The organism is uncultured Nostoc sp., from assembly GCF_964245445.1.
Taxonomy (GTDB): domain Bacteria; phylum Cyanobacteriota; class Cyanobacteriia; order Cyanobacteriales; family Nostocaceae; genus Nostoc.
In genome coordinates, this window is the sequence record NZ_CAXTNE010000136.1 from 1 (window position 1) to 20,996 (window position 20,996).

Consider the following 20,996-nt stretch of genomic DNA (forward strand, 5'->3'; position numbering starts at 1 on the left):
ATTCCCCACTCCCCACTCCCCACTCTCAAAAATGTTCCTCACCCAAACTGTTCCCCGTCAACGAGAAATTCTTGAAGTATTCCTTCGCAATGGCTGGGACTATATGCGAAGGTTACTTACTGGTGGCAAAGCTGATGAACCCCAGCTACCTACACCTGCGGTTTTAAAAAATATCTTGGTAGACTTGGGGCCAGTTTACGTCAAACTTGGTCAGCTAATGTCTACACGTCCAGATTTACTGAACGCTGCCTACATTGAGGAACTATCAACCCTACAAGACGAGGTACCACCAGTTCCTTGGTCAGAGATAGAAATAATCCTCCGTAAAGAATTAAAACTTCCACTAGCAGAAACTTTCAGCACAGTTAACCCGATCCCAGTAGCAGCCGGATCAATTGCTCAGACACATCGCGCTACATTAGCAGATGGTCGAGAAGTTGCTCTGAAAGTGCAACGTCCGGGAATTGATCTGACCATTGCCCAAGATATTGCTTTAATTCAAGGTATTGCCGATTTAGTGGCGCGGACTGAGTTTGGGCAAACCTATGAAATCAAATCCATCGCCGAAGAATTTACTAAAGCTCTAGAAGCCGAGTTAGATTTTACACGAGAAGCGGGTTTTACAGACCAACTGCGGCGCAACTTATCTAAAAGTCGCTGGTATGATCCCACACAAATAGTGGTTGCAGAAATTAACTGGGAATTGACCACAGCAAAATTACTGGTGATGGAATGGCTGGATGGAGTGCCGTTCCTGGCGGCGGATTTGGATAATGACCCCAACGTTAAAGACCCTGCCGTAAAGCGTAAAGAAATAACTACTTTGTTATTTCGGGTATTTTTCCAACAACTATATATTGATGGTTTTTTTCACGCTGATCCCCATCCAGGAAACTTGTTTTATCTCAAAGATGGTCGTGTTGCCCTCTTAGACTGTGGCATGGTAGGAAGACTTGATCCCCGCACACAGCAGATATTAACAGAGATGTTGTTAGCGATCGTTGATTTAGATGCTCAAAGGTGCGCTCAATTAACTTTGCAGTTATCAGATTCTGCTCAACCAGTAATTTTGTCGCGGTTAGAAAATGATTATGATCGCATGTTGCGAAAGTATCACAATGTCAGCCTCACGCAAATCAACTTCAGTCAGATAATTTATGAAGTTTTACAAGTTGCCCGCAACAACAAAATTAGATTACCTAGCAATATGGGTTTGTATGCTAAAACCCTAGCGAATTTAGAGGGTGTAGCACGGACATTCAACCCGGAGCTTAACTTTTTTGATGAAGTTAAACCATTAATTACAGACTTGTTTCGTCGGCAATTACTAGGCGATAATCCAGTGCGATCGCTATTACGGACAGCCTTAGATATTAAAAGTCTGTCTCTCCAATCTCCCCGCCAAATAGAACTGTTATTAGACCGAGTTACCTCGGAAACCTTACAGTGGAATTTATCGCTGCGGGGGTTAGATGGTGTGCGGCGCACTATGGACGATGCAGCGAACCGACTATCTTTTAGTATATTAGTGGGTTCACTGATTATGGGTGCAGCAATTATTTCCACCAGAGCGCAGACAACTCAGCTATCTTTTTTAAGCACCACCCTGTTTGCAGTCGCTAGTTTATTGGGTTTGTGGTTAATTATTAGTACATTGCGATCGGGACGTTTACGCTAAAGTCTATGTGTTGTGCTTGAGTAATGCCCACCACAGGAAATCATGATATGTCACTAGCGAAAATCCCTGCTTTAATATTTGAAACCACAGTTGAAGAAGAATTCAGGAGTTAGAATTCAGGAGCCAGAATCAAAACGCTCTCTACGAGACGCTGCGCGAACGCAGACTCGCTAACGCTGGGCTATCAGAGGAGGATTTAGACTCACCACTGATAACGCTGCGCTATCCGCTTTTTTGGTCAGAATTCAGCATGAATTTTGACCAGAGGCGCTCCGTCTTTGGCTTTGCTCCTTATATGACTCTTGAATTCTGTTTTGATAAATAGCGCTAAACACTAATGATTTATGTGTATTTACCTGTCTGCATCTGTGGTTCTAATATAAAAAATATGTCAATCATCATTGCTGAAAAGCTAAGTAAATCTTATCCAGTGGCAGTTAAAAGTCCGGGTATAAAAGGTACAATCAGCCACTTTTTTCGCCGCACCTACCGCTCAATTCAAGCAGTTCAGGATGTTTCCTTTGAAATTGCCCCTGGTGAAGTAGTGGGGTTTTTGGGCCCAAATGGGGCTGGTAAAACCACCACACTCAAAATGCTTACGGGGCTGATTCATCCGTCTAGCGGTACAGTTCAAGTAGCTGGACAAATTCCGTTTCATCGGAAAGAAGCATTTTTGCAAAAAATTACCTTGGTAATGGGGCAAAAGCAGCAGCTAATTTGGGACTTGCCAGCGCTGGATTCTTTGAGAATTAATGCTGCTGTATACAACATCTCTGATAAAGAGTTCCAACGGCGGATGGGAGAACTAACAGAGATGCTTTCCCTAGAAGGCAAGCTTACCCAGCCAGTACGGAAGCTTTCTTTGGGTGAACGGATGAAGGCAGAATTGCTAGCAGCGCTTTTGCACCGTCCCCACGTATTATTCCTAGATGAACCAACGCTGGGACTAGATATAAATGCTCAGGTAGCGGTGCGCGATTTTTTACGCGACTACAATCAGCGTTATCAAGCTACAGTGCTGTTGACAAGTCATTATATGGCTGATATCACAGCTCTGTGTCAACGAGTGCTGTTGATTCACGAGGGAAGGCTAATGTATGACGGTAGTTTAGATGGACTACTAGAACGTTTTGCCCCATACCGGGAAGTTCATATAGAGTTAGCCCAACCTCTACCGATAGAAAAACTTATGACCTATGGTGATGTGCAACTCTTAGAAGGGCGATCGGTGCATTTTATGGTATCTAGAGAGGCACTTACACGCACCGTTTCTAAGATTTTGACGGATTTGGAGGTAATTGATTTAACAGTTACTGAACCGCCTGTAGAGGAAGTAATTGGACGAGTATTTCAGGCAGGTGTTGTGTAGTAGAGACGCGATTAATCGCGTCTGTACATTAATCGCGTCTCTACAAGGGTGGGTAATTTTTGTAGCGGGAAGTGAATAAATGAAGCGGATAATCAGAAAAGCCTTAACTTTGCTGTCAGTATACTACGCCTATATGGTTGAGTATCGAGCAGAACTAATCTTATGGGTTTTGGCTGGGTCTTTGCCGATTATCCTTATGGGTATCTGGATACAGGCAGCAGAAGGCGGGCAGTTTGAGCTATCACCTGTGGATTTTGCTCGTTACTTCATCACAGTTTTCGTCATTAGGCAATTAACAGTTGTTTGGGTAATTTGGGACTTTGAAACAGAGGTAGTGGAAGGCAAGCTTTCGCCCAAGTTGCTACAACCACTCGACCCAGTATGGCATCATGTTGCGGGTCATATTTCTGAAAGATTTGTTCGGCTAACGTTTGCTTTACTATTAGTGGGATTATTTTTTATTCTTTATCCTCAAGCTTTTTGGTTGCCAAGTTTGAGTAGATTTTTGCTGTTTATATTGGCGGTGGTGCTAGCTTTTGCTTTGCGGTTTACGATTCAGTACACCTTTGCCATGTTTGCCTTTTGGACAGAACGGGCTAGCGCTTTAGATAATTTTTGGTTGTTGTTTTATCTATTTTTATCTGGTTTGATAGCACCTTTAGAGGTCTTCCCAGAACCTCTGCAGAAAATAGTGATGTTTACGCCTTTTCCCTATTTGATTGATTTTCCTGCGAGTCTTTTGGTAGGGCTACCCGTGGATATAGGGCGGGGATTTGGGTCAATGGTGGGATGGATATTAGTCTTTTTGGGTGCGAATCGCTTTCTTTGGCGCGCAGGTTTAAAGCGGTACTCTGGGATGGGAGCATGAGCAATTTATAATTTATAAATTACTCGGTATCGTCTTAAAATTTTCTGCCGTTCCCAAAGAATAATCTTCTAACTTAAAATCAGCAAAAGGCTTCTTTTCTAACCTATTCCGTAATGCTTCATCAAGAATGACACCTGGTGATTGTTTTTTAACACCAATGATTATAATACTTCTCTGATATTTAGTTAAATCTTCATTTGTCTGACAATCACTCTGTTGAAATTGTCCCAAATTTAATAAACGATAACCTTTGATGCTTGGTGTATTAATAAATAATTTTTTTACGAAAAATTGTATTTGTTTGGAACGTTCTAGAGCCATTCGCTGTTGAACTTCTATATTACCTTTACAAGAAACTGTGCCTACAGATATAATCTCACTAGGGTCTTCCATTATATTCTGTATACCTTCTTGTTCTAAATTTAAATTTAAAAGGTCAAGACTAATAATTTCATCATTATATTTAATTTGAAAATTACTACCTAAAAGCCATTTATATTCTACTGACAAAACAGCTATATTAAATTCGGCTACCCTCCCCTGACTATCCCTACCTTCTTTATAAGGAAAATAATCAATATTACCTTTTTTTTCTGGGGATTGCCCATAATTTTGCCTTACAGAAAATTTTGATGTCCGCGTTGCTAAAGCCACTATACTAATTAATCCTAATATCACTAGCAGCGCTGCAAAAAATTTTAGTAGTGGTACTTCTTCTGGCTGTTTCTGTGGAGCAAATGAAGTTTCGGTAATTAGTGGTGGCAATTGCTTGATGTTACTATTCTCTCCTAAATTAACATTTTCAGGAGTAGTTTCTGTTAGTTGTGTTTCAATTTTTTCTAAGCGTTGTAAAATATCTTGGGTATTAGCAGGGCGCTTTTCTATATCCGGTGCTGTGAGCCAATCAATTAAATTCAATAGTAAGGGTGAGATATGGATAGCATGATTTTGCCAATGCAATAAATTTTGCTGCATATCATACATATCTAAAGGATGGTATCCCGTGAGTAAAAATACAAATGTGCGCCCCAAGGCAAAGAAATCTGATTGCGGTACTGCTTGAGCATTCATTTGTTCTGGAGCGCTGTAGCCAGATGACATAAGTGCTGTCATCCCGTCGCCGTTGTTGAGTTTGTCTGGGTAGGTTCTATTAATTTCAGTGGCAGTGCCAAAATCAATTAGTACCAAGTCCCCCCAGCCCTTACTAAGGGGGGATCGAATCATTATATTAGATGGCTTAATATCTCGATGCAGGTAGTGTTTACCATGCACTAAATCCAAAATTTCTACCAATTGTTTTAACCAAGCCACAGCTTGTTCCTGTGAGATAGGGTAACTCTGCTGCTGCTTTAACCACTGTTCTAAGTTGTATCCACCGATTTTTTCCATTGCAATGCAATGCAACACTAAACCATTTCGGGTTTGATATTGGAAATAACTATCCTCTTTGGGAATGCCGGGATGCTTGAGTTGTCCTAATACGGTTACTTCTTGCTGAAATAGTTCTACTGCTTTAGCGTCGCCTGATAAATCGTCTTTGAGTATCTTGAGGATTTTAGGGGTATCTTGTTCATAAGCTTCATAAACTTTACTAAACCCTGTTTTGTCACTCAATAGGCTCGTCACCCGATAACGCCCTAGCAATTCCAAATGGGAACCACAACTTTGACAAAAGCGGTTTTGATAATTATCCGAGTGGTTTGGTTTAGGGCAAACGGGATTGATACAAAGGCTCATGACTAGCTTATCCGTACTTTAACAGTTATCAGTTATTAGTTATCAGCGTTCACTGGTTACTGATAACGAATAACTGATTTAAGGAGAATGCAGACGCGTAGCAGTTTGTCGCTAGACATTGCTCCTATTAATTCTTCTGTTGCCGTATGATAATCCCGTCCAATAATTATGAGATTTTCTATCTGTATTCTGCCAAAAAAGCTGCTACAGTTTGGTTAAATGCCTCTGGTTGTGTCAAAAACGGCCAATGATTGCCGGGAACTTGGCAGATGCGTAAGTTTTTAAGATAGGTTTTGTATGGTTGAATTTGCCAATTTTGGCGGTTCAATCCTTGTTCTGGCTGGACGAACATGGCAGGGGTGTCAAGAGAAATTGTAAAACCAGGCACTTGCATTACTGCTTCAAAAATCCCGTTGCGGGCGGCTATGGTAAATTTGCTGCCCCAACTACCATTGAGTTTTTGTTCTATTCCTGCTTGGAAAACTTGCTGTTGTAAGGAACTCCATCCTTGATATTGCTTTAACTGCTGTGCTTGTTGTTCGGCTTCTTCATAACTGGCAAAGGGGCCCATGCTTTTGAGAAAAGGCAAGAAGCGATACAGCATGGGAAAAGTTACCCTGAAAAGGCTGGGCATTTTCCAGATGAAAATTGGATCGACTAGAATTATACTCCGCAAACGCTTTGAGTTTTGCCTTGCCCAGATGGCGGCTAATTTGCCTGTCCACGAGTGGCTGACAATATGGGCAAAAGTCCATCCGAGATGATCCATTAGTGCTTCGAGGTCTGCGATCGCACTCTCAAAGCTATAATCTTTCTCAGGCTTACTACTTTGGCCATGTCCGCGCATATCTGGTGCAACTATGTGGTAGTCTGCCGCTAAGTAATCTCCTAAGCTAGACCACACTACAGCATGGTCGCCTAAGCCGTGTAACAGTAGTAAGGGTTCTTGCCCTTGATTCCACTCTAAGTAAGAAAGTTGGATATCAGGCTTTGATAAAGTTTGACGTACAGGCATCATTGCACATCCACCAATGAAGAGATAGTTTCGCGTTTATATATTATTGCGAAAGAAGATGGACGCAAAAAGATAGGACTTGACAGCTATAATCAAGGTTTGGAAATTGTTCTCCATTTCAACTTTTATCATAGGTCAAATTACCTGGATGCGATCGCGCATTTGGAGTCAGAGTAATTAAATCGTCAATATTGCGTTTCATTGTCTCGCAAATCGCATCTAGAGGTAAGTCGTTAGGGTCGTAACCAAAGGGGTTTTCTATCTCCAAGCCGATGGCTTCAATGCCAAATACTGTAAAACCAACGAAAGCAGCAATTAAACCTGTCCACCAACCCAGACTATTCACTATTTGAAATGGGAACAGGAAACAATATAGTAACAATAATTGCTTCAGATGAATGGAATAAGCTAATGGCATAGGCGTTTTTAAAATACGTTCGCAAGCTCCTAAGTTATCCACAAGATTATTTAATAATTCTTGCATAGATGTTAACTGATAGCTATTAAGGCAATTGCGATGATACTGCTGCTGTAAATAATCTCCTATCCAAAAGGCAACCTCTATGGGGGGATTATTCATAATCTTCAGTTTTATATACTTACTAGATGGCATTAAATCTTCTAACTCGCTATTGACTACTTCTCCCCGCAAATGTAATTTAGTTGTCACAGCAAAAGCTACCAATAAATTTAATGCTGTAATTTTATTTTCTTTATCTTCTGGAGAAATCTCGTCAATAGATACCCAAATTTGCCGGGCCAAATTTCGGATATTATTTACTAGAGAACCCCAGCATTTTCTCCCTTCCCAAAATCTTTCATAAGCAGTATTTGTGCGAAATACAAGTAACAAGCCTAAAACAATACTAGGAATAACACTTCCTAAAATAGGTTGGGATACAGGCAAATCAAAATGGTCAAGTAGAGAAATCAAAAATCCAAAAGATCCACACCAGAAAATATGTTTATAAATTGCTTTCAGAACTGAACCTTTAAGTTGCAATTTTGTGCGTAACCATGTGAGTTTTTCGGCTGTCATGCAGTCACCCTAAGAGAATATTTAGTGAACCGATAGATAAAATATCGATACTTTAAAAATAATAACTATAGTAATAGCACAATTGGCAAAGAGGATACTGTAATAAATACTGTTGCCATCACAGGATATCCTGGCGGTAATAACTGTCTCTTACCTTCTGTTACAATCTGCTAAGATAGCTAAGGGAGGCTGATCCCAAGCGTATTGCCTTCTGTTATATAAAAGTCAAAAGCAATCGCGGTTAATTGTAACGAAATGTAAAGATTTATCGTTAGCAGTATAAATCCCGCGCCTCACGCCGATAAATCGATAAAAGAAAAGATACATGGCTATCGGTCAGCAACCCCAGAAATCAAAAAGTTCTAACCTGTACAAATCCTGGCAATTTAGGCCATGTGGAAAAACCCACGAAAAACCTAACCCCATAACTCCCTTGCCGACGGGGGAGGGGGGAAATTTAAAGTCTCTCTTTTTTTAGGCTACGGTGTATACACAAGTCGTCCTCTACGCACATTTTTGTCAGAGTGAAACTGTCATACTCACCGATATCCCGCCCAGAACTGAAGTTCAGCTATGAAACTCGGAATTCATTCCGAGGCAGAATAGAAACGCAGTGCGAGATTTATTAATTAAGATATGGCTGCGGTAAGACTTGTGTGTACACCGTAGCTTAAAAGGAGAGGGTTTTCCAGATACCTTGAAAAGTCAGATACAAATCCTGCTCTGTAAATTAGACCTTTAGACATAACTTATTTAGTTATATCTTTTTTATTGGTAGTCTCAAAACGTTGAATTTCAATTAAATAACCACTGGGATCGCGTAAAAAACAGTGGTAAATGTTGTACTTTTCGTTTAGGGTAGGTGGTTTTTCAAATTCAACCCCACGTTCTTTAAGATATTCAAACCATTCATCTACCTGCTGTGTTACCAAGGTAAAAATGACACTTGATTGCTTGTCAGCTGGAGGAGTTGATATTTCGCTTGTTTGACACAAACCTAAGTATCCAGAACCACTGACAGTATAAATTCGACAGGTTCCTTGATCGAGCCATAACTCCAAACCGAGTTTTTGTTCGTAGAATTCTCTAGATGCATTGAGATTATGGGTATAAAAGAAGGTAATTTGCTCGTCGATTTGCGGATGAACAGACATAAATACATTTGAGTATATACCCTAACGACATCGGGCGATCGCATCGGTCACAATTGATTGATGTTAGAAACCTGTTACTACTCCAGATGCGTTTAAGGCATTTGGAGTTTCTTTTTGAAAATAAGCGATGTCTACGACGGGCTGCACCTACGCAATTTTCCAAATCATCCGGATATGCCAAAACACGGCTGAATAGGAATGTATACTGAATTATCTATATCTAAATATGGGGCATCAGTTATTAATGTACCCCTCTTACCAAATAACTCTCGCAAAACAGCCTCAGATTAACTGGGGCTGTTTTGCGTTACTTCCGATAGAGAAGTTGGTAAACGAGAAGCACAGTGGTTTGTCCTCATAGACTTTTATCCACATTTGAGTGTATACCCTGATGACGTAGGATTCTCTTACGGTGAAAATTTGGTATAGGTAAATGCGTATCTTTCCTGGCTCCAGATTTGCCACAAATATTTCTGGAGTTTTTTCATTACTGGTGTTTAAAATCACCCCTATCTAATCTCAACTCCAGTGGATATTTTACTTTTATTTCTGTTGCATCGTGACTCGATTCTCAGACATACACTTGCATCTGAATTCCTAAATTTTTTTATATCTAACCAGTTAACTTATTGATATTCTATCAACTTACTCATAACAGTGAGTATTTACGGGCAAAGCAAAATAGTTAAGCGATCGCACTCTTAATCTTGACTTAATGAAAGTGCGATCACACCTAATGTAAACGATTATTTCGTTGTATATGTCACAAAAATATCCTTTTTCATCTCTACTTCTGCTGGAGCATTTGGATTATAAGTCGGTGATAATAAAAAACTAGCAAATGACGGTAAAGGAACTCCAGTTTTAGAACTACATGAGGGATATAGTAATGTATAAAATGGTTCGGCTACAGAAGGAGTACCAAGTTTAGCACCCATAGCAGTTGCTAAAGCCTGAGCGCGGCTTTGAGCATCTTTCATTGCAGATTGGTAAACTGAACTCTGCAAAGCCTGACAATCATTGACTGCGTACTCAACGCCCACACTCTTGACGGAAAGGTTTTCAATTTCGCTTGTTGCTTTGTTCGCTGTACCTATAATTTCCTGGACGCGAGCCTCCAAAGGAGGAGCTGCGCTAACACGTGTTGGCTTTTCTAGTCTCACCAATATCTTGGCGTTATTTTCATTGGAATTAGCGTTAATTTGCACTTGAATTTTATCAGCACTAATTCCTTTGGCAACTAGGCTATTAACTACAGGCTGGAGAGTTGCTTTAGTTAGTGATTTTTTGCTTGGTAAAGATTCTGCTACTGTTTTGTAATTTAAAAGTAGAGTCGGTGAGGCAGCCCGGTCTTGTTGTTCCAACAAAGAGGGACTGCCGAACCCGGAGGGTGAGGATATGCGGCGGGTTTGGGGTAGAGATGATGGTTGTGTTTGTAACTCATCATTGCTACCTCCGCTACTGAATACCAATTCAATATCGGCTGTATCTGCTGGCACTCTCACCACCCCTTGACCGATTACCATTAATGAATGGCGATCGCTTGCTGGTGGGTAAAATAATTGGGCATTAGTGACTTTGGGCGTTAATGCTCCTACCCCGACAGCCACGGTAATACTTACCACCATTAGAGCAGTTATTTTTCTCATGTCCTGGGAATATCCTTTGAACCTAGTAATTGTCAAAGTTTACACCTCAAGAGGAATATACTTAAAAAATATTAACTAATCCCACGCCTACGAAAACATCGCAAGTATTTCCGACACGCTCCCGCGATCGCTGGTTTTCATAACCGTGGGGAAATCAAAGTCATTAGTCATTAATACCAATGACTAAGGACAAATGACTAATGACTACTTTTTAGGGTTGCGGCCAAATTTGCTGTTTCATCTAAAAAACTTATTTGTTGCATGTTGATTTAGTAACTCAGAAAAATAGCGACTCCTAGACGGCAAAATCAGTCTAGCGACAGATGAAGGTATTAGACAAAAACGTTTAGAAAATTCACATTATTTAAAGGTAGATGACGCAACTGATTATTAATTTCATCAGCAGCAGCTAATCCAGAAAGCATCGCACCTTCTGCAAGATTACCGCCACACCAATCACCACAGCAAACTAAAGCAAAGGGAGTTCCGGCAGACAAAAAAGCTTGATGCCAAGGACGGCTAGGAAAAGCATAACGCCAACGATGTACTTGCATCCATTCGGGAGTATTCAGCCAAGGAAAAGACAGAGATTCAGCTGCTTGTTGCAACATAAGCTGTCCGACAGGTTGTAAATTCTGAGATTCTAGATGGCGTTGAGCGAAATCAGCGCTACTTTGCAGCACAAAATGTGGTTGTTGAGGGTTAGGACGCTTGCTACTGTCCAAACCAATCCATGCTAAATCAGGATCATCCACAAAAGTTAGAGCTTTCCACTGAGGGAGCGGTTGGGATGTGGGAGAATATCCAGCGATCACACTAATCGAAGGGTAAAATTCCACAGAACGCAAATTATCAAGAAAGATTGTATCCAATACACTTTCACCCAAAGGTTCCAACAGCATCACAGCTTGGGGTGCAGGAATGGCGATGACTAAAGCTTTTGCAACTAATTCTTCGTTGCTAGATTCGAGAGTCAAACGCCAACTATTTTCAAGAGTTGGGGTAATAGCGATGACACGCTGATTCAGTAATATTTCTAAACCTGGGGCGAGGGATTTAATGATCGCACTCATTCCTCCAGGTGCAACATATCGCGGCCTGCGGTTTTTGGGTTCAGATAAAGGAGCGTCTGCGGTGAGTTCGTAAACCTCCTCTGTCCAAACTTCAAGGATATGGCGCAGTTGCAATATCTCCACAAAACGTTTAAATAATTCACCCTTTGGCTCCAGGTAACAAGCCCCATGATCCGCGCAAGTTTCATGCAAGCGACGTGTAGCCAGCCTTCCTCCCAAACCACGGGACTTTTCCACCACTAGTACGGAATATCCAGCTTGACTTAACTGCTGGGCGCAGACTAAACCGGCTATTCCGGCACCAATCACTGCAATATCAGTCATGAGTCAATAGTCCTTAGTCATTGGTTATTAGTTATTAGTCATTAGTTATTCGTTATTATCAAAGGACAAAATTACTACTAATGACTGCTGAAAGCTAATAGTAGAATAAGGTACACAAAGCTGCATAGAAGGGAGGAAGAGAAATTGGATGAAATGAGGGCGGCGCTGGAGTTAGCAACCGAAGAAGAACTGCAAGATTTAACGGCAATTCTATTTAGTCGTAAGTTCAATCCTCTAGACTATGTACACACACCCGAACCCATCGAAGTGCAAAGCCAAGACCGCAAAGCTTGGCTAGATGCATTAGAGGGTCGCTTTCGCTTTTTGGCGGCAGACGGAATGACAGTATTGCGGGGACGCACAGGCCAGGTAACTTACCGAGAAGCGTTAGTTCACGTATGTAAGTATCTAAAAATTCCCTATTCTAATCAGCTGGCAACCATTGATTTAGAAGCAGAAGTATTTTTGCATCTGCTAGGACAGGTGTGGAAAAAACTGCCTGAACAGGAAAAGCAAAAATTGACTGTACAGGTGCAGCGTCAGCTTGTCAAATCAGAACTAAAAGAACCGCTACCACTTTTATTGCAACGTGATCCCTTGGGGTTACTTTTCAAAGGCGGTAGTGCGATCGCTGTTACTTCCATGCTCCAGCCATTTGTACTTAAGCAAATTGCCCGTCAATTTGCCATCCACTTTGCTACTTATGAAGTAGCCAAACAAGCGGCAATTACAGGCTCAGAAGCAGCTGCAACGCAATTTCAAAGCTATGTAAGTATGCAAATGGCTCGACGGGGTATGACTATGAGCGCAGCTCGGTATGGAGCAGCCCGCACTATGTTTGCTGTGATTGGGCCGATAATGTGGACTTGGTTTTTTGCAGATTTAGGGTGGAGAGCGATCGCCACTAACTACGGTAGGATCATCCCGACTATTTTCACCTTAGCTCAAATTCGCCTCACTCGTCAGGAATGTTGGGAGCCAGCTTGAACAAGGTTTTTGACTATTTTAAATCTCGTTGGCAATCTGCTTGGAACTACTCTCTATGGGCACTGTTAATCTTCCCATTGAGTCCTTTAGTGGGGGCTGTGACTATCGGTTTTGTATCATTAATAACTTGGTTGAAACAATCCCACAAAATTAGTCGCCGCCCCCTCAACTGGGGATTTGCCCTTTTGAGTGTCTTGCTACTCATGAGTGCTGGGTTTGCCGATGGCAAGACATTAGCTTTCCTCGGCTTATTTAATTTATTACCCTTCTTTTTACTTTTTGTTGCCCATAGCGCCCTGATTCAAACATTTGCCCAATTGCGGCAAATGGCTTGGGTTTTGGTGATCGGTTCTATGCCCCTGGTAATTATTGGCTTGGGACAGTTATTTTTGGGCTGGAGTTTGAATTTAGAGATTTCATGGGTTGTGTTGAATTGGATAATCGTACCAGGAGGAAATCCGCCAGGTCGCATCGCTTCACTTTTCTTGCACGCTAACACCTTCGGAGCTTATCTAGCGATAATTTTCATTCTTAATTTAGGGTTGTGGGTAGAAAACTATCAGCAATCAAGAATCAAGAGTAAACAGTCATTTCCCTCTCATCTCCCCTTTCTCTTCCTAACCGTGGCGATGATTACAAATTTCATCACCTTAATTTTTACTAACTCGCGTAATGGGTGGGCGATCGCTATTTTTGCCTGTTTAGCTTATGCACTCTACCAAGGTTGGCGCCTTCTTGTGGGTGGCATTGCTGCGATCATCTCTAGTGTGCTTTTGGCAGCTTTTGCTCCCTCGCCAGTCGCTCAATTTTTTCGTCAGTACGTTCCTGCCTTCTTTTGGGCAAGATTAAATGATGACATGTATCCAGATAGACCAGTCGCTTTAATGCGAAAAACTCAGTGGCAGTTTGCCTGGTCTTTAGCTCAGGAACATCCTTGGACTGGCTGGGGATTACATAGTTTTAGTACATTCTACAAAGCGCAGATGCATACTAGCTTGGGTCATCCCCATAACTTGTTTTTGATGTTATCTGCTGAAACTGGTTTTCCCAGTACTCTGTTATTTTTTGGCTTACTCGCTTGGATTTTGATTACAGGTATACAATTACTCCGAAAGTCAAAATATATAAATAAAGAAGACAGATTGATATTTTTCAGTTATCTTCTGGCTTTTGTTGGGTGGGTTCTATTGAATACAGTGGATGTAATCATATTCGATTTTCGCTTGAATGCGTTTTCATGGTTAATTTTAGCTGCTGTTTGTGGAGTAGTATATCGTTATAACCTACATGATCAGCTTGCATTTCATCCAAATGAGTCAGGAAATGACAAACAGCAACTTTAAATATCTTAGGACTTACGCATTGACAGAAAAGCCAAAATAACAGGTATAATTTTCAAGGCTTATAGCTAGGTTTTTCAATGATATTTTGGCGATCGCACCCAATCAAAGGTGATTGACAAAAGCCTGAAACAACGTATTTACGTTAATGCACAAGATAGTTATTTTGTACAGTGCGTAAGTCCTATATCTATCCTTTTATTTTCAGTGTATGCACTGGCGACATTTAGAGTTTTAAGTTAATAAGATTACTATATTCACGTCTGTGAGTGTAACTAATAACTAATTAGTTACTGTTGCTGATTGTTGGGAAGGTGTAGGGACAACCCTTTGGGTTTTCCTGCATGACGGGCATCTCTTGTAGATGCCCTTTTGTATATTTATTATTTTTCTTCAGTTAAACACAATTTTAAAACCTGTTGATTTGACGGAATATCTGAAATAATTTGAGCTTTCATAAAGGAATGTAAAACATGGTTACTGAAATGAAATTAGGTCTTTGCAACCCGCCAGAACCTATTTATTTGTATGTGAAAAGCGGAGAATTAAACGGGGAATCCTACTTGTGGTATAACTACGATAATGATAAAACTATTCCTGTACAACAAACAGGTCTAACTGGCTATATATCCGAACTTAAATTAACGACGAAAGAATTTAGAGAAAGGGACAACATTAAATTAGATATCGTTGTTAGGGCGGATGAAATTTATGTTGTTAGGACTGGGATAGAAACGAACTTTGCTAAAACTTTCCTTTTAGCTGTATCATGTGTCCAAGACTTTTCCAAACCCCTGATTATCGCTGCAATTGCTGGAAAAGAGAATGTGGTTTTTTGTAACCTCTACGACGCGGCGACTAAAATCAGAATTCGTTCTGAATGGAACAGAGATGCCGATTGGCTAGCAATCATTGATAGTGTTCAAACTAGGTTGCAGACATCTAAAAGTTCCCATATTATCTCTGGTGAGCCAATACTATTCTAGAAAAATTGGGGAGGCTGGGGAAGTTGGTTAAGCAATTTCTTTCCCAGCTTTATTCGCTACAACCTAACAAAATCGCATTGCTCCCTAACGGAGTGATGATTTGTTTTTTAGCTATGGCTCGAAGCCTTGGTTACGTTTTTCTTGGATGACTTGTTGTAGTTCATCTACTGAATTGAGACGTTTACCATTAGACTGAACGTGTAATGCTAGGGCGTGAATTGCTTCGCTATCGCCACGATTTTGTAAAATATAATCTCACGATTGCTTGCGTGTCATTTCTCTAAAGTTAGGCTTATTCATAATCAACCACTGCTTCTGGATTAATTACTACAACTCTCTCTTCACCTGCTATTACTACGATGTTATTTGTTCGCTCATCTAAGGTAACTAGTACCGCATGGCGGAAGTCACGCATTCAAAAGTCAAAAGTCAAAAAGCTTATAAGGCAGACTTTTTGGCGATTTGGAATGGGTGGTTTATTTCCGCCGTGCTGTACTAGGTAAACTGGGAGATACATTCGCGTTAGCCAAGTCAAGACTCGGTATAACTGTTTCAATTGTTCTGAGGTTGGCTCTATTTCACCGCTCAACTTAGGCTAAACCCAAGTTTAAACTTTATTATGACTGCGATAGCACCCAATATTCTGATTGACATTAAAGACTACGATAACCAGTATGGTGTAAGCTCTCGGTAAAATGGGTGTGTCGGTAACGAAAAAAAGACGCATCCATAACCAACCTTATGCTCACAACAGCTAACTTTCTTCAGTACACCCAATGGTCAGGTATAGCTACCTTGTTATTTGCTGCCTTAACAGTTTTGGCTTTTATTCTCAAATGGGGCATCCGCTTTCGGCTGGTGGGTACGACTGGCTTTATGCTGGTGCTGACGGGTGGTTTATTTGCACTCTCGATAGTCCCCTTGAGTCGGACTGTGATTCCAGGAGCAGCCCGGTACACTTTAGTTTATGACAATGGGTCAACACAAGCCGTGATCGCCACATCACCCCAAATTACACCTACACAATTAGATGCAACTTTACGTCAAGCAGTTAGTAATCTGTTTTCTTCTGGTCGCTCGGGTACACGGCAAGAGGACAAGTTGACTGTTCGCGCTCGTACCATTATCCACCCGGAACCAGGGACTTCTGTACCAGTTTACTTGGGTGAAGCCAAGCGATCGCTCGTTTCTCGTGAAAATTCTGTGATCGCAATCGAAATTTACACAGAAAAATTCGCCCAATTGCCAAAACCTACCGCTTAAGAGGCAGTTTTTGCTGGGGGCAGGGGGAATTTTTGTACAAGTTTCTCCTTATCCCCTGTCTCATGCAAGAGGAAAATTTACCTGTTATCAGGATGACATGATTTATTTTGTATTTACCGATACATTAATAGTTATTTTTAGATTAAGATATTCACACTTTTAGTGGTTACACTTTGGGAAAAAGTCAATTAACGTGTGGGTAGTGGGTACTGGCAGTTGTGATTTGTCAGTTGTTATCCTAATTACCACTGTTGACATTTTCACAAGTTTTTGCGGCAAATGAATTAGCTGTCGGGGCTTACAGATAAATGTTTGCCCCTACGCAGCTATTCATAGCTGGAATGACCATTGACAGATTATTCAGTTCTCAATCCCTTTTCTTGAGAATCTGAGAATGGTAATGTTAATTAATTATACGGTTATTCAAAACTTTGATTGTTCGGAATTTTAGGCTAATGGGCATTATAGATTCAAGCAACTTTGTGAAACTACTCTGTATAGTTTATTGCTTGGCTCAAATCTAAATGAGTCGGGTGTAAGGTTGGAGCCATCTAAAAAACAGTTTGGCAACAAGTATTCCTTGTCACCAGTCTATTAGATTAAGAAATATCAAGGTTTTGGCAAACTAGATTATATGTCTAATCAAATTTCTACTCAACCTTCTTTGTCTACTCAAACCTCTAGTTCATTATTTACGCTCACAGTTGCCCCAGCAAAGGTAATCCGTGGTTCTGGGGTGTTGCAAGCAGCCGCAGCAGAGATCGCCTGTTTGGGAAGTCGTCCCTTAGTTGTGGCAGGTGATTCTACTCTCGCCATCAGCCGAAAAAATTTGCTTCCAGTTTTAGAAACGCAACAACTACATACTGCCCAAGCTTCATACAGTGCAGATTGCTGTGAAGCTAGCCTGAAATCTTTACAGAAGAAAGCAAAAGAACATAAAGCTGATGTAATTATCGGTGTTGGCGGTGGCAAAGCCTTAGATACGGCGAAATTAGTCGCGCATCAGTTACAGTTACCAGTGGTGACAATTCCTACATCAGCGTCTACCTGTGCAGCTTGGAGTGCCCTGTCGAATGTATATTCCGAAGAGGGGGCGTTTCTTTACGATGTGGGGCTGTCTCGTTGTCCCGATTTATTGATACTTGATTATAACTTGATTAAAACTGCACCACAACGGACTTTAGTAGCTGGAATTGGTGATGCGATCGCTAAGTGGTATGAAGCGTCAGTTAGCAGTGGGCATTTGCAAGACACTTTAATTATTGCCGCAGTGCAACAAGCGCGAGTTTTGCGAGATATCTTGTTGCAAAAGTCAGCCCCTGCCCTGAAAGAACCAGGTAGTGAGGTTTGGCGAGAAGTCGTAGACGCGACTGTTTTATTAGCTGGCGTAGTTGGAGGACTGGGAGGGGCGCAGTGTCGTACAGTGGCGGCCCATGCCGTGCATAATGGTTTAACGCACATTTCAGGGCATGGCAGTATTCATGGCGAAAAAGTTGCTTTTGGGATTTTGGTGCAATTGCGTTTAGAAGAAATGCTACAAGGCAATCAACTAGCAGCATCAGCACGGCAACAGTTGTTAAAGTTTTACACAGAAATTGGACTGCCCCAAAAATTAAGTGATCTGGGATTGGGCAATATTAGATTAGGCGAGTTGCAAACAGCCGCCGAAATTGCCCTAGTTCCTAATTCTGACATCCATCGACTTCCATTTAAAGTCGCGCCAGAACAGTTAATGGCGGCAATGGTTTCCACCACTGCACCCATAGATAGTAGAGATATGAATCGAGTTTCGCCCAAGGGAATCAGTGACGAGGTTGAAGCATGAGTTTAAATTGGATTGTCCCAGCAGAACGTATACAAAAACTGCCACCCTATGTATTTGCCCGTTTAGATGAACTGAAAGCTAAAGCGCGGGAACAAGGGTTAGATTTAATTGATTTGGGTATGGGAAACCCTGATGGCGCAACACCAGCACCAGTTGTAGAAGCTGCGATCGCTGCTTTAAAAGATCCTGCCAATCACGGTTATCCTCCTTTTGAAGGCACTGCTAGTTTCCGGCGGGCGATTACCAACTGGTATTATCGCCGTTATGGTGTGGTTCTCGATCCTGATAGTGAAGCTTTGCCGCTACTGGGTTCTAAAGAAGGATTAACCCATTTAGCACTTGCCTACGTTAACCCTGGCGATTTAGTTCTAGTTCCTTCCCCAGCTTATCCTGCACATTTTCGGGGACCAGCGATCGCAGGTGGAAAAATTCACAGTTTGATTCTTAAACCAGAAAATGACTGGTTAATCGATTTAGCTGCAATTCCTGAGGAGGTTGCAAAACTTGCTAAAATTCTCTATTTTAACTATCCCAGTAATCCCACTGCTGCCACAGCCCCCCGCGAATTTTTTGAAGAAATCGTCGCCTTCGCCCGCAAATATGAAATTTTGCTGGTGCATGATTTGTGTTATGCCGAGTTAGCTTTTGATGGTTATCAACCCACTAGCTTGCTAGAAATTCCCGGCGCGAAAGAAATTGGTGTAGAATTTCACACCTTATCTAAAACCTACAATATGGCTGGTTGGCGCGTTGGGTTTGTGGTAGGTAATCGTCATGTAATTCAAGGCTTACGAACACTAAAAACTAACTTGGATTACGGCATTTTTGCCGCATTACAAACAGCAGCCGAAACCGCTTTGCAATTGCCAGATGTGTATTTGCACGAGGTACAACAACGCTACCGTACCCGCCGCGATTTCCTGATTCAAGGGTTAGGAGAGTTGGGTTGGGATATCCCCAAAACCAAGGCGACTATGTATCTTTGGGTGAAGTGTCCTGTGGGTATGGGTTCCACGGATTTTGCCTTGAATGTGTTGCAGCAAACTGGTGTTGTTGTTACTCCAGGTAATGCCTTTGGGGTTGCAGGTGAGGGTTATGTAAGGATCAGTTTGATTGCCGACTGCGATCGCTTGGGTGAAGCTTTACATCGCTTCAAGCAAGCTGGCATCCGCTATCAACCTGAAAGCGTAATTTCTACTTCAGAAGCGATCGCCGATCTCGTTAGTTGATTAGAGGAAGGAAACCCAACATTACATGACTAAAATGATTGCTGATCGTGTTTGGCGCACACATCAATCCTGCGGTGACCTTGGCATTTTGGACGAGTGATTTTTTCCAAAATGGCAAGCATTGCCGTATATTTTTGCACACTTAATTGCTGCGTAGGCGCAGTCCGCCGCATGAAATACACAGCTTTTACCCAACTATGAAGTCAGTATAGCAGGGGACTGGGGACTAGGTTGAAAGTCTGTTTGTATATAGGTTTTATCATCAGTTAATGTCCTAACCTCCTTGCCCGTTGCTGTATAAATTAAGTTGAGAATTACCCGGATTGACGACAAAAGCAGTGTAATTACTAAATACAGAGTGTTATATAACTTACAACACTAGTTGATTTAGTATAAACAATTTTATGTTGTCTGATTTAGATTTAGTTCGAGAGTTCGTATCCAACTCTATCCAGAAAAAAGATATTTTATTAGCAAATCGTTCTTTAGCTGCACAAACAGTTTATAATACTAACCGTCTGGCAACAAAGGCTGAAGGCATAATTGCCACTGCCCAAATAAATACGACACAAACTGAATTCTTGATTCTGTCTAACTCATCCCATTGGGAATTACTGAATCAGGCTTTACCAGAATCCAATTATCTCCTGAAAGGAAATATAGATAGTAGTGGTTTCTATCATTATAAACACTGCGAAATACCTAAAAACTATAGGTTGCAATGTACTAAATCTGTATTTTTATGGCAAGCTTGGTGGAAAAATCGCAAAAATACTTTACAACGAGGAATTCCATTGGATATTTTAATCCATACAAGAGATTTATGGTATCCAATCAAAGATTTAAGCATTAGTAATGGAATTCTGTATGTCAAAACTTTAGTAAGTGAGATAGAAATTTATGCAGATGATTTAGTGATTTGGTTAAGCAAAAGTGAAGTAAATTCTCAAAATTAATCATTAATAAAAAACTTCACCCCTCTCTAACCCTCATAAATCAGTTCCCGATCACTTTGATAGAAAGAAGTGAAGCACGAGTTTTTTTCAAGTGTGCTATTCGTTTGTGAGTGAATTATGTCTTTTTCGAGCTTCCAAGGATTGTAAGATTGTTATAAACGCTCTGACAATTTCAGGACTTATGCAACTGGCACAGGCGATCGCTAAAATATAGTGCTTTTGTACTATATAAGTTACGCAACAGGCACAGGGCGATCGCTAGTTGATAGTACATGAGTATTAATTGAATCCGATTCCGAAAGCTTAGTCAACGCATAAGAAGTCGCTGCAAAAGGAAACACTATTGAAATATTTATGAGAAAACAGGTAGAGGTTGTATTAGATAAATGTTGCTTAAGGTAATGAGATTTACTAAGCTTAATTACTGCCAATACTTATTAAGTAGTCAAATTACAGCAGATTGCAGGTAGATAGAGTACACTAAACGCTAGTGCATCAACCGGG

At 41.1% G+C, this 20,996-nt stretch carries 19 protein-coding genes; 10 read left to right on the forward strand and 9 right to left on the reverse strand.

The features are described from left to right. Positions 1 to 31 precede the first annotated feature (31 nt). The 3 genes from ACFE90_RS21500 (at position 32) to ACFE90_RS21510 (ending at position 3,915) form a co-directional block, all read left to right on the forward strand. Positions 32 to 1,678: an ABC1 kinase family protein gene (locus ACFE90_RS21500; protein WP_375504133.1), complete on the forward strand. Its 1,647-nt coding sequence runs from the start codon at positions 32 to 34 to the stop codon at positions 1,676 to 1,678. 388 nt (positions 1,679 to 2,066) lie between these two features. Further along, positions 2,067 to 3,047 carry an ATP-binding cassette domain-containing protein gene (locus tag ACFE90_RS21505; RefSeq protein ID WP_375504101.1) on the forward strand — a complete coding sequence of 327 codons (981 nt, stop codon included), beginning with the start codon at positions 2,067 to 2,069 and terminating at the stop codon, positions 3,045 to 3,047. Between the two features lie 79 nt (positions 3,048 to 3,126). After that, positions 3,127 to 3,915 (forward strand): ABC transporter permease, encoded by a 789-nt coding sequence (locus tag ACFE90_RS21510; protein WP_375504103.1) that lies wholly within the window; start codon positions 3,127 to 3,129, stop codon positions 3,913 to 3,915. Positions 3,916 to 3,927: 12 nt separating this feature from the next. Here ACFE90_RS21510 and ACFE90_RS21515 read toward each other — a convergent pair whose 3' ends face one another. The 6 genes from ACFE90_RS21515 to ACFE90_RS21540 form a co-directional block, all read right to left on the reverse strand. Next, positions 3,928 to 5,652 (reverse strand): serine/threonine protein kinase, encoded by a 1,725-nt coding sequence (locus tag ACFE90_RS21515; RefSeq protein WP_375504105.1) that lies wholly within the window; start codon positions 5,650 to 5,652, stop codon positions 3,928 to 3,930. A 178-nt stretch (positions 5,653 to 5,830) separates the two neighbouring features. After that, entirely contained in the window at positions 5,831 to 6,667 is an 837-nt protein-coding gene (locus ACFE90_RS21520) for an alpha/beta fold hydrolase (RefSeq protein WP_375504135.1), read from the reverse strand. Between the two features lie 118 nt (positions 6,668 to 6,785). Beyond that, complete coding sequence (locus ACFE90_RS21525; protein ID WP_375504107.1) at positions 6,786 to 7,706, reverse strand: bestrophin family protein; 921 nt, start codon at positions 7,704 to 7,706, stop codon at positions 6,786 to 6,788. Between the two features lie 749 nt (positions 7,707 to 8,455). Further along, entirely contained in the window at positions 8,456 to 8,860 is a 405-nt protein-coding gene (locus ACFE90_RS21530) for a VOC family protein (protein WP_375504109.1), read from the reverse strand. A gap of 746 nt (positions 8,861 to 9,606) precedes the next feature. Then, positions 9,607 to 10,509: an SIMPL domain-containing protein gene (locus ACFE90_RS21535; RefSeq protein WP_375504111.1), complete on the reverse strand. Its 903-nt coding sequence runs from the start codon at positions 10,507 to 10,509 to the stop codon at positions 9,607 to 9,609. Positions 10,510 to 10,841: 332 nt separating this feature from the next. Then, complete coding sequence (locus ACFE90_RS21540) at positions 10,842 to 11,906, reverse strand: NAD(P)/FAD-dependent oxidoreductase (protein ID WP_375504113.1); 1,065 nt, start codon at positions 11,904 to 11,906, stop codon at positions 10,842 to 10,844. 144 nt (positions 11,907 to 12,050) lie between these two features. On the opposite strand from ACFE90_RS21540, the gene ACFE90_RS21545 reads away from it, so the two are divergent. From ACFE90_RS21545 to ACFE90_RS21555, 3 genes are all read left to right on the forward strand, one after another. Further along, positions 12,051 to 12,893 carry a YaaW family protein gene (locus tag ACFE90_RS21545; protein WP_375504115.1) on the forward strand — a complete coding sequence of 281 codons (843 nt, stop codon included), beginning with the start codon at positions 12,051 to 12,053 and terminating at the stop codon, positions 12,891 to 12,893. Beyond that, positions 12,875 to 14,236, forward strand: a complete 1,362-nt coding sequence (locus ACFE90_RS21550) for an O-antigen ligase family protein (RefSeq protein ID WP_375504117.1) — start codon at positions 12,875 to 12,877, stop codon at positions 14,234 to 14,236. The genes ACFE90_RS21545 and ACFE90_RS21550 overlap by 19 nt, the downstream gene beginning before the upstream one ends. A gap of 470 nt (positions 14,237 to 14,706) precedes the next feature. Continuing rightward, positions 14,707 to 15,219: a hypothetical protein gene (locus ACFE90_RS21555; protein WP_375504119.1), complete on the forward strand. Its 513-nt coding sequence runs from the start codon at positions 14,707 to 14,709 to the stop codon at positions 15,217 to 15,219. A gap of 111 nt (positions 15,220 to 15,330) precedes the next feature. Here ACFE90_RS21555 and ACFE90_RS21560 read toward each other — a convergent pair whose 3' ends face one another. Genes ACFE90_RS21560 through ACFE90_RS21570 form a run of 3 tightly spaced genes read right to left on the reverse strand, consistent with a single transcriptional unit; the run spans position 15,331 to position 15,808 of the window. Beyond that, positions 15,331 to 15,468 carry a DUF6887 family protein gene (locus ACFE90_RS21560; RefSeq protein WP_375504137.1) on the reverse strand — a complete coding sequence of 46 codons (138 nt, stop codon included), beginning with the start codon at positions 15,466 to 15,468 and terminating at the stop codon, positions 15,331 to 15,333. A gap of 43 nt (positions 15,469 to 15,511) precedes the next feature. Next, positions 15,512 to 15,634, reverse strand: coding sequence for a DUF6888 family protein (locus tag ACFE90_RS21565; protein ID WP_375504121.1), 123 nt, complete (start codon positions 15,632 to 15,634; stop codon positions 15,512 to 15,514). Then, entirely contained in the window at positions 15,635 to 15,808 is a 174-nt protein-coding gene (locus tag ACFE90_RS21570; protein ID WP_375504123.1) for a DUF6888 family protein, read from the reverse strand. A gap of 152 nt (positions 15,809 to 15,960) precedes the next feature. Here ACFE90_RS21570 and ACFE90_RS21575 point away from each other — a divergent pair, with 152 nt between their 5' ends. The 4 genes from ACFE90_RS21575 (at position 15,961) to ACFE90_RS21590 (ending at position 20,492) form a co-directional block, all read left to right on the forward strand. Continuing rightward, entirely contained in the window at positions 15,961 to 16,482 is a 522-nt protein-coding gene (locus tag ACFE90_RS21575; RefSeq protein WP_375504125.1) for a Ycf51 family protein, read from the forward strand. A gap of 634 nt (positions 16,483 to 17,116) precedes the next feature. Next, positions 17,117 to 18,307, forward strand: coding sequence for an iron-containing alcohol dehydrogenase family protein (locus tag ACFE90_RS21580; RefSeq protein WP_375504127.1), 1,191 nt, complete (start codon positions 17,117 to 17,119; stop codon positions 18,305 to 18,307). Then, positions 18,304 to 19,536 (forward strand): aspartate aminotransferase, encoded by a 1,233-nt coding sequence (locus ACFE90_RS21585; protein WP_375504129.1) that lies wholly within the window; start codon positions 18,304 to 18,306, stop codon positions 19,534 to 19,536. Before ACFE90_RS21580 ends, ACFE90_RS21585 begins: the two co-directional genes overlap by 4 nt. Positions 19,537 to 19,940: 404 nt before the next feature. Further along, a complete protein-coding gene (locus ACFE90_RS21590; RefSeq protein WP_375504131.1) occupies positions 19,941 to 20,492 on the forward strand; it encodes a hypothetical protein in 552 nt (183 codons plus the stop codon). Positions 20,493 to 20,996 lie beyond the last annotated feature (504 nt).

Coding starts and splice junctions, on each gene's coding strand:
- ACFE90_RS21550 (WP_375504117.1), top strand. CDS start 12,875: ATGTTGGGAGCCAGCTTGAACAAGGTTTTTGACTATTTTAAATCTCGT.
- ACFE90_RS21535 (WP_375504111.1), bottom strand. CDS start 10,509: ATGAGAAAAATAACTGCTCTAATGGTGGTAAGTATTACCGTGGCTGTC.
- ACFE90_RS21510 (WP_375504103.1), top strand. CDS start 3,127: ATGAAGCGGATAATCAGAAAAGCCTTAACTTTGCTGTCAGTATACTAC.
- ACFE90_RS21515 (WP_375504105.1), bottom strand. CDS start 5,652: ATGAGCCTTTGTATCAATCCCGTTTGCCCTAAACCAAACCACTCGGAT.
- ACFE90_RS21565 (WP_375504121.1), bottom strand. CDS start 15,634: ATGCGTGACTTCCGCCATGCGGTACTAGTTACCTTAGATGAGCGAACA.
- ACFE90_RS21575 (WP_375504125.1), top strand. CDS start 15,961: ATGCTCACAACAGCTAACTTTCTTCAGTACACCCAATGGTCAGGTATA.
- ACFE90_RS21520 (WP_375504135.1), bottom strand. CDS start 6,667: ATGCCTGTACGTCAAACTTTATCAAAGCCTGATATCCAACTTTCTTAC.
- ACFE90_RS21590 (WP_375504131.1), top strand. CDS start 19,941: ATGTTGTCTGATTTAGATTTAGTTCGAGAGTTCGTATCCAACTCTATC.
- ACFE90_RS21540 (WP_375504113.1), bottom strand. CDS start 11,906: ATGACTGATATTGCAGTGATTGGTGCCGGAATAGCCGGTTTAGTCTGC.
- ACFE90_RS21505 (WP_375504101.1), top strand. CDS start 2,067: ATGTCAATCATCATTGCTGAAAAGCTAAGTAAATCTTATCCAGTGGCA.
- ACFE90_RS21580 (WP_375504127.1), top strand. CDS start 17,117: ATGTCTAATCAAATTTCTACTCAACCTTCTTTGTCTACTCAAACCTCT.
- ACFE90_RS21500 (WP_375504133.1), top strand. CDS start 32: ATGTTCCTCACCCAAACTGTTCCCCGTCAACGAGAAATTCTTGAAGTA.
- ACFE90_RS21585 (WP_375504129.1), top strand. CDS start 18,304: ATGAGTTTAAATTGGATTGTCCCAGCAGAACGTATACAAAAACTGCCA.
- ACFE90_RS21525 (WP_375504107.1), bottom strand. CDS start 7,706: ATGACAGCCGAAAAACTCACATGGTTACGCACAAAATTGCAACTTAAA.
- ACFE90_RS21530 (WP_375504109.1), bottom strand. CDS start 8,860: ATGTCTGTTCATCCGCAAATCGACGAGCAAATTACCTTCTTTTATACC.
- ACFE90_RS21555 (WP_375504119.1), top strand. CDS start 14,707: ATGGTTACTGAAATGAAATTAGGTCTTTGCAACCCGCCAGAACCTATT.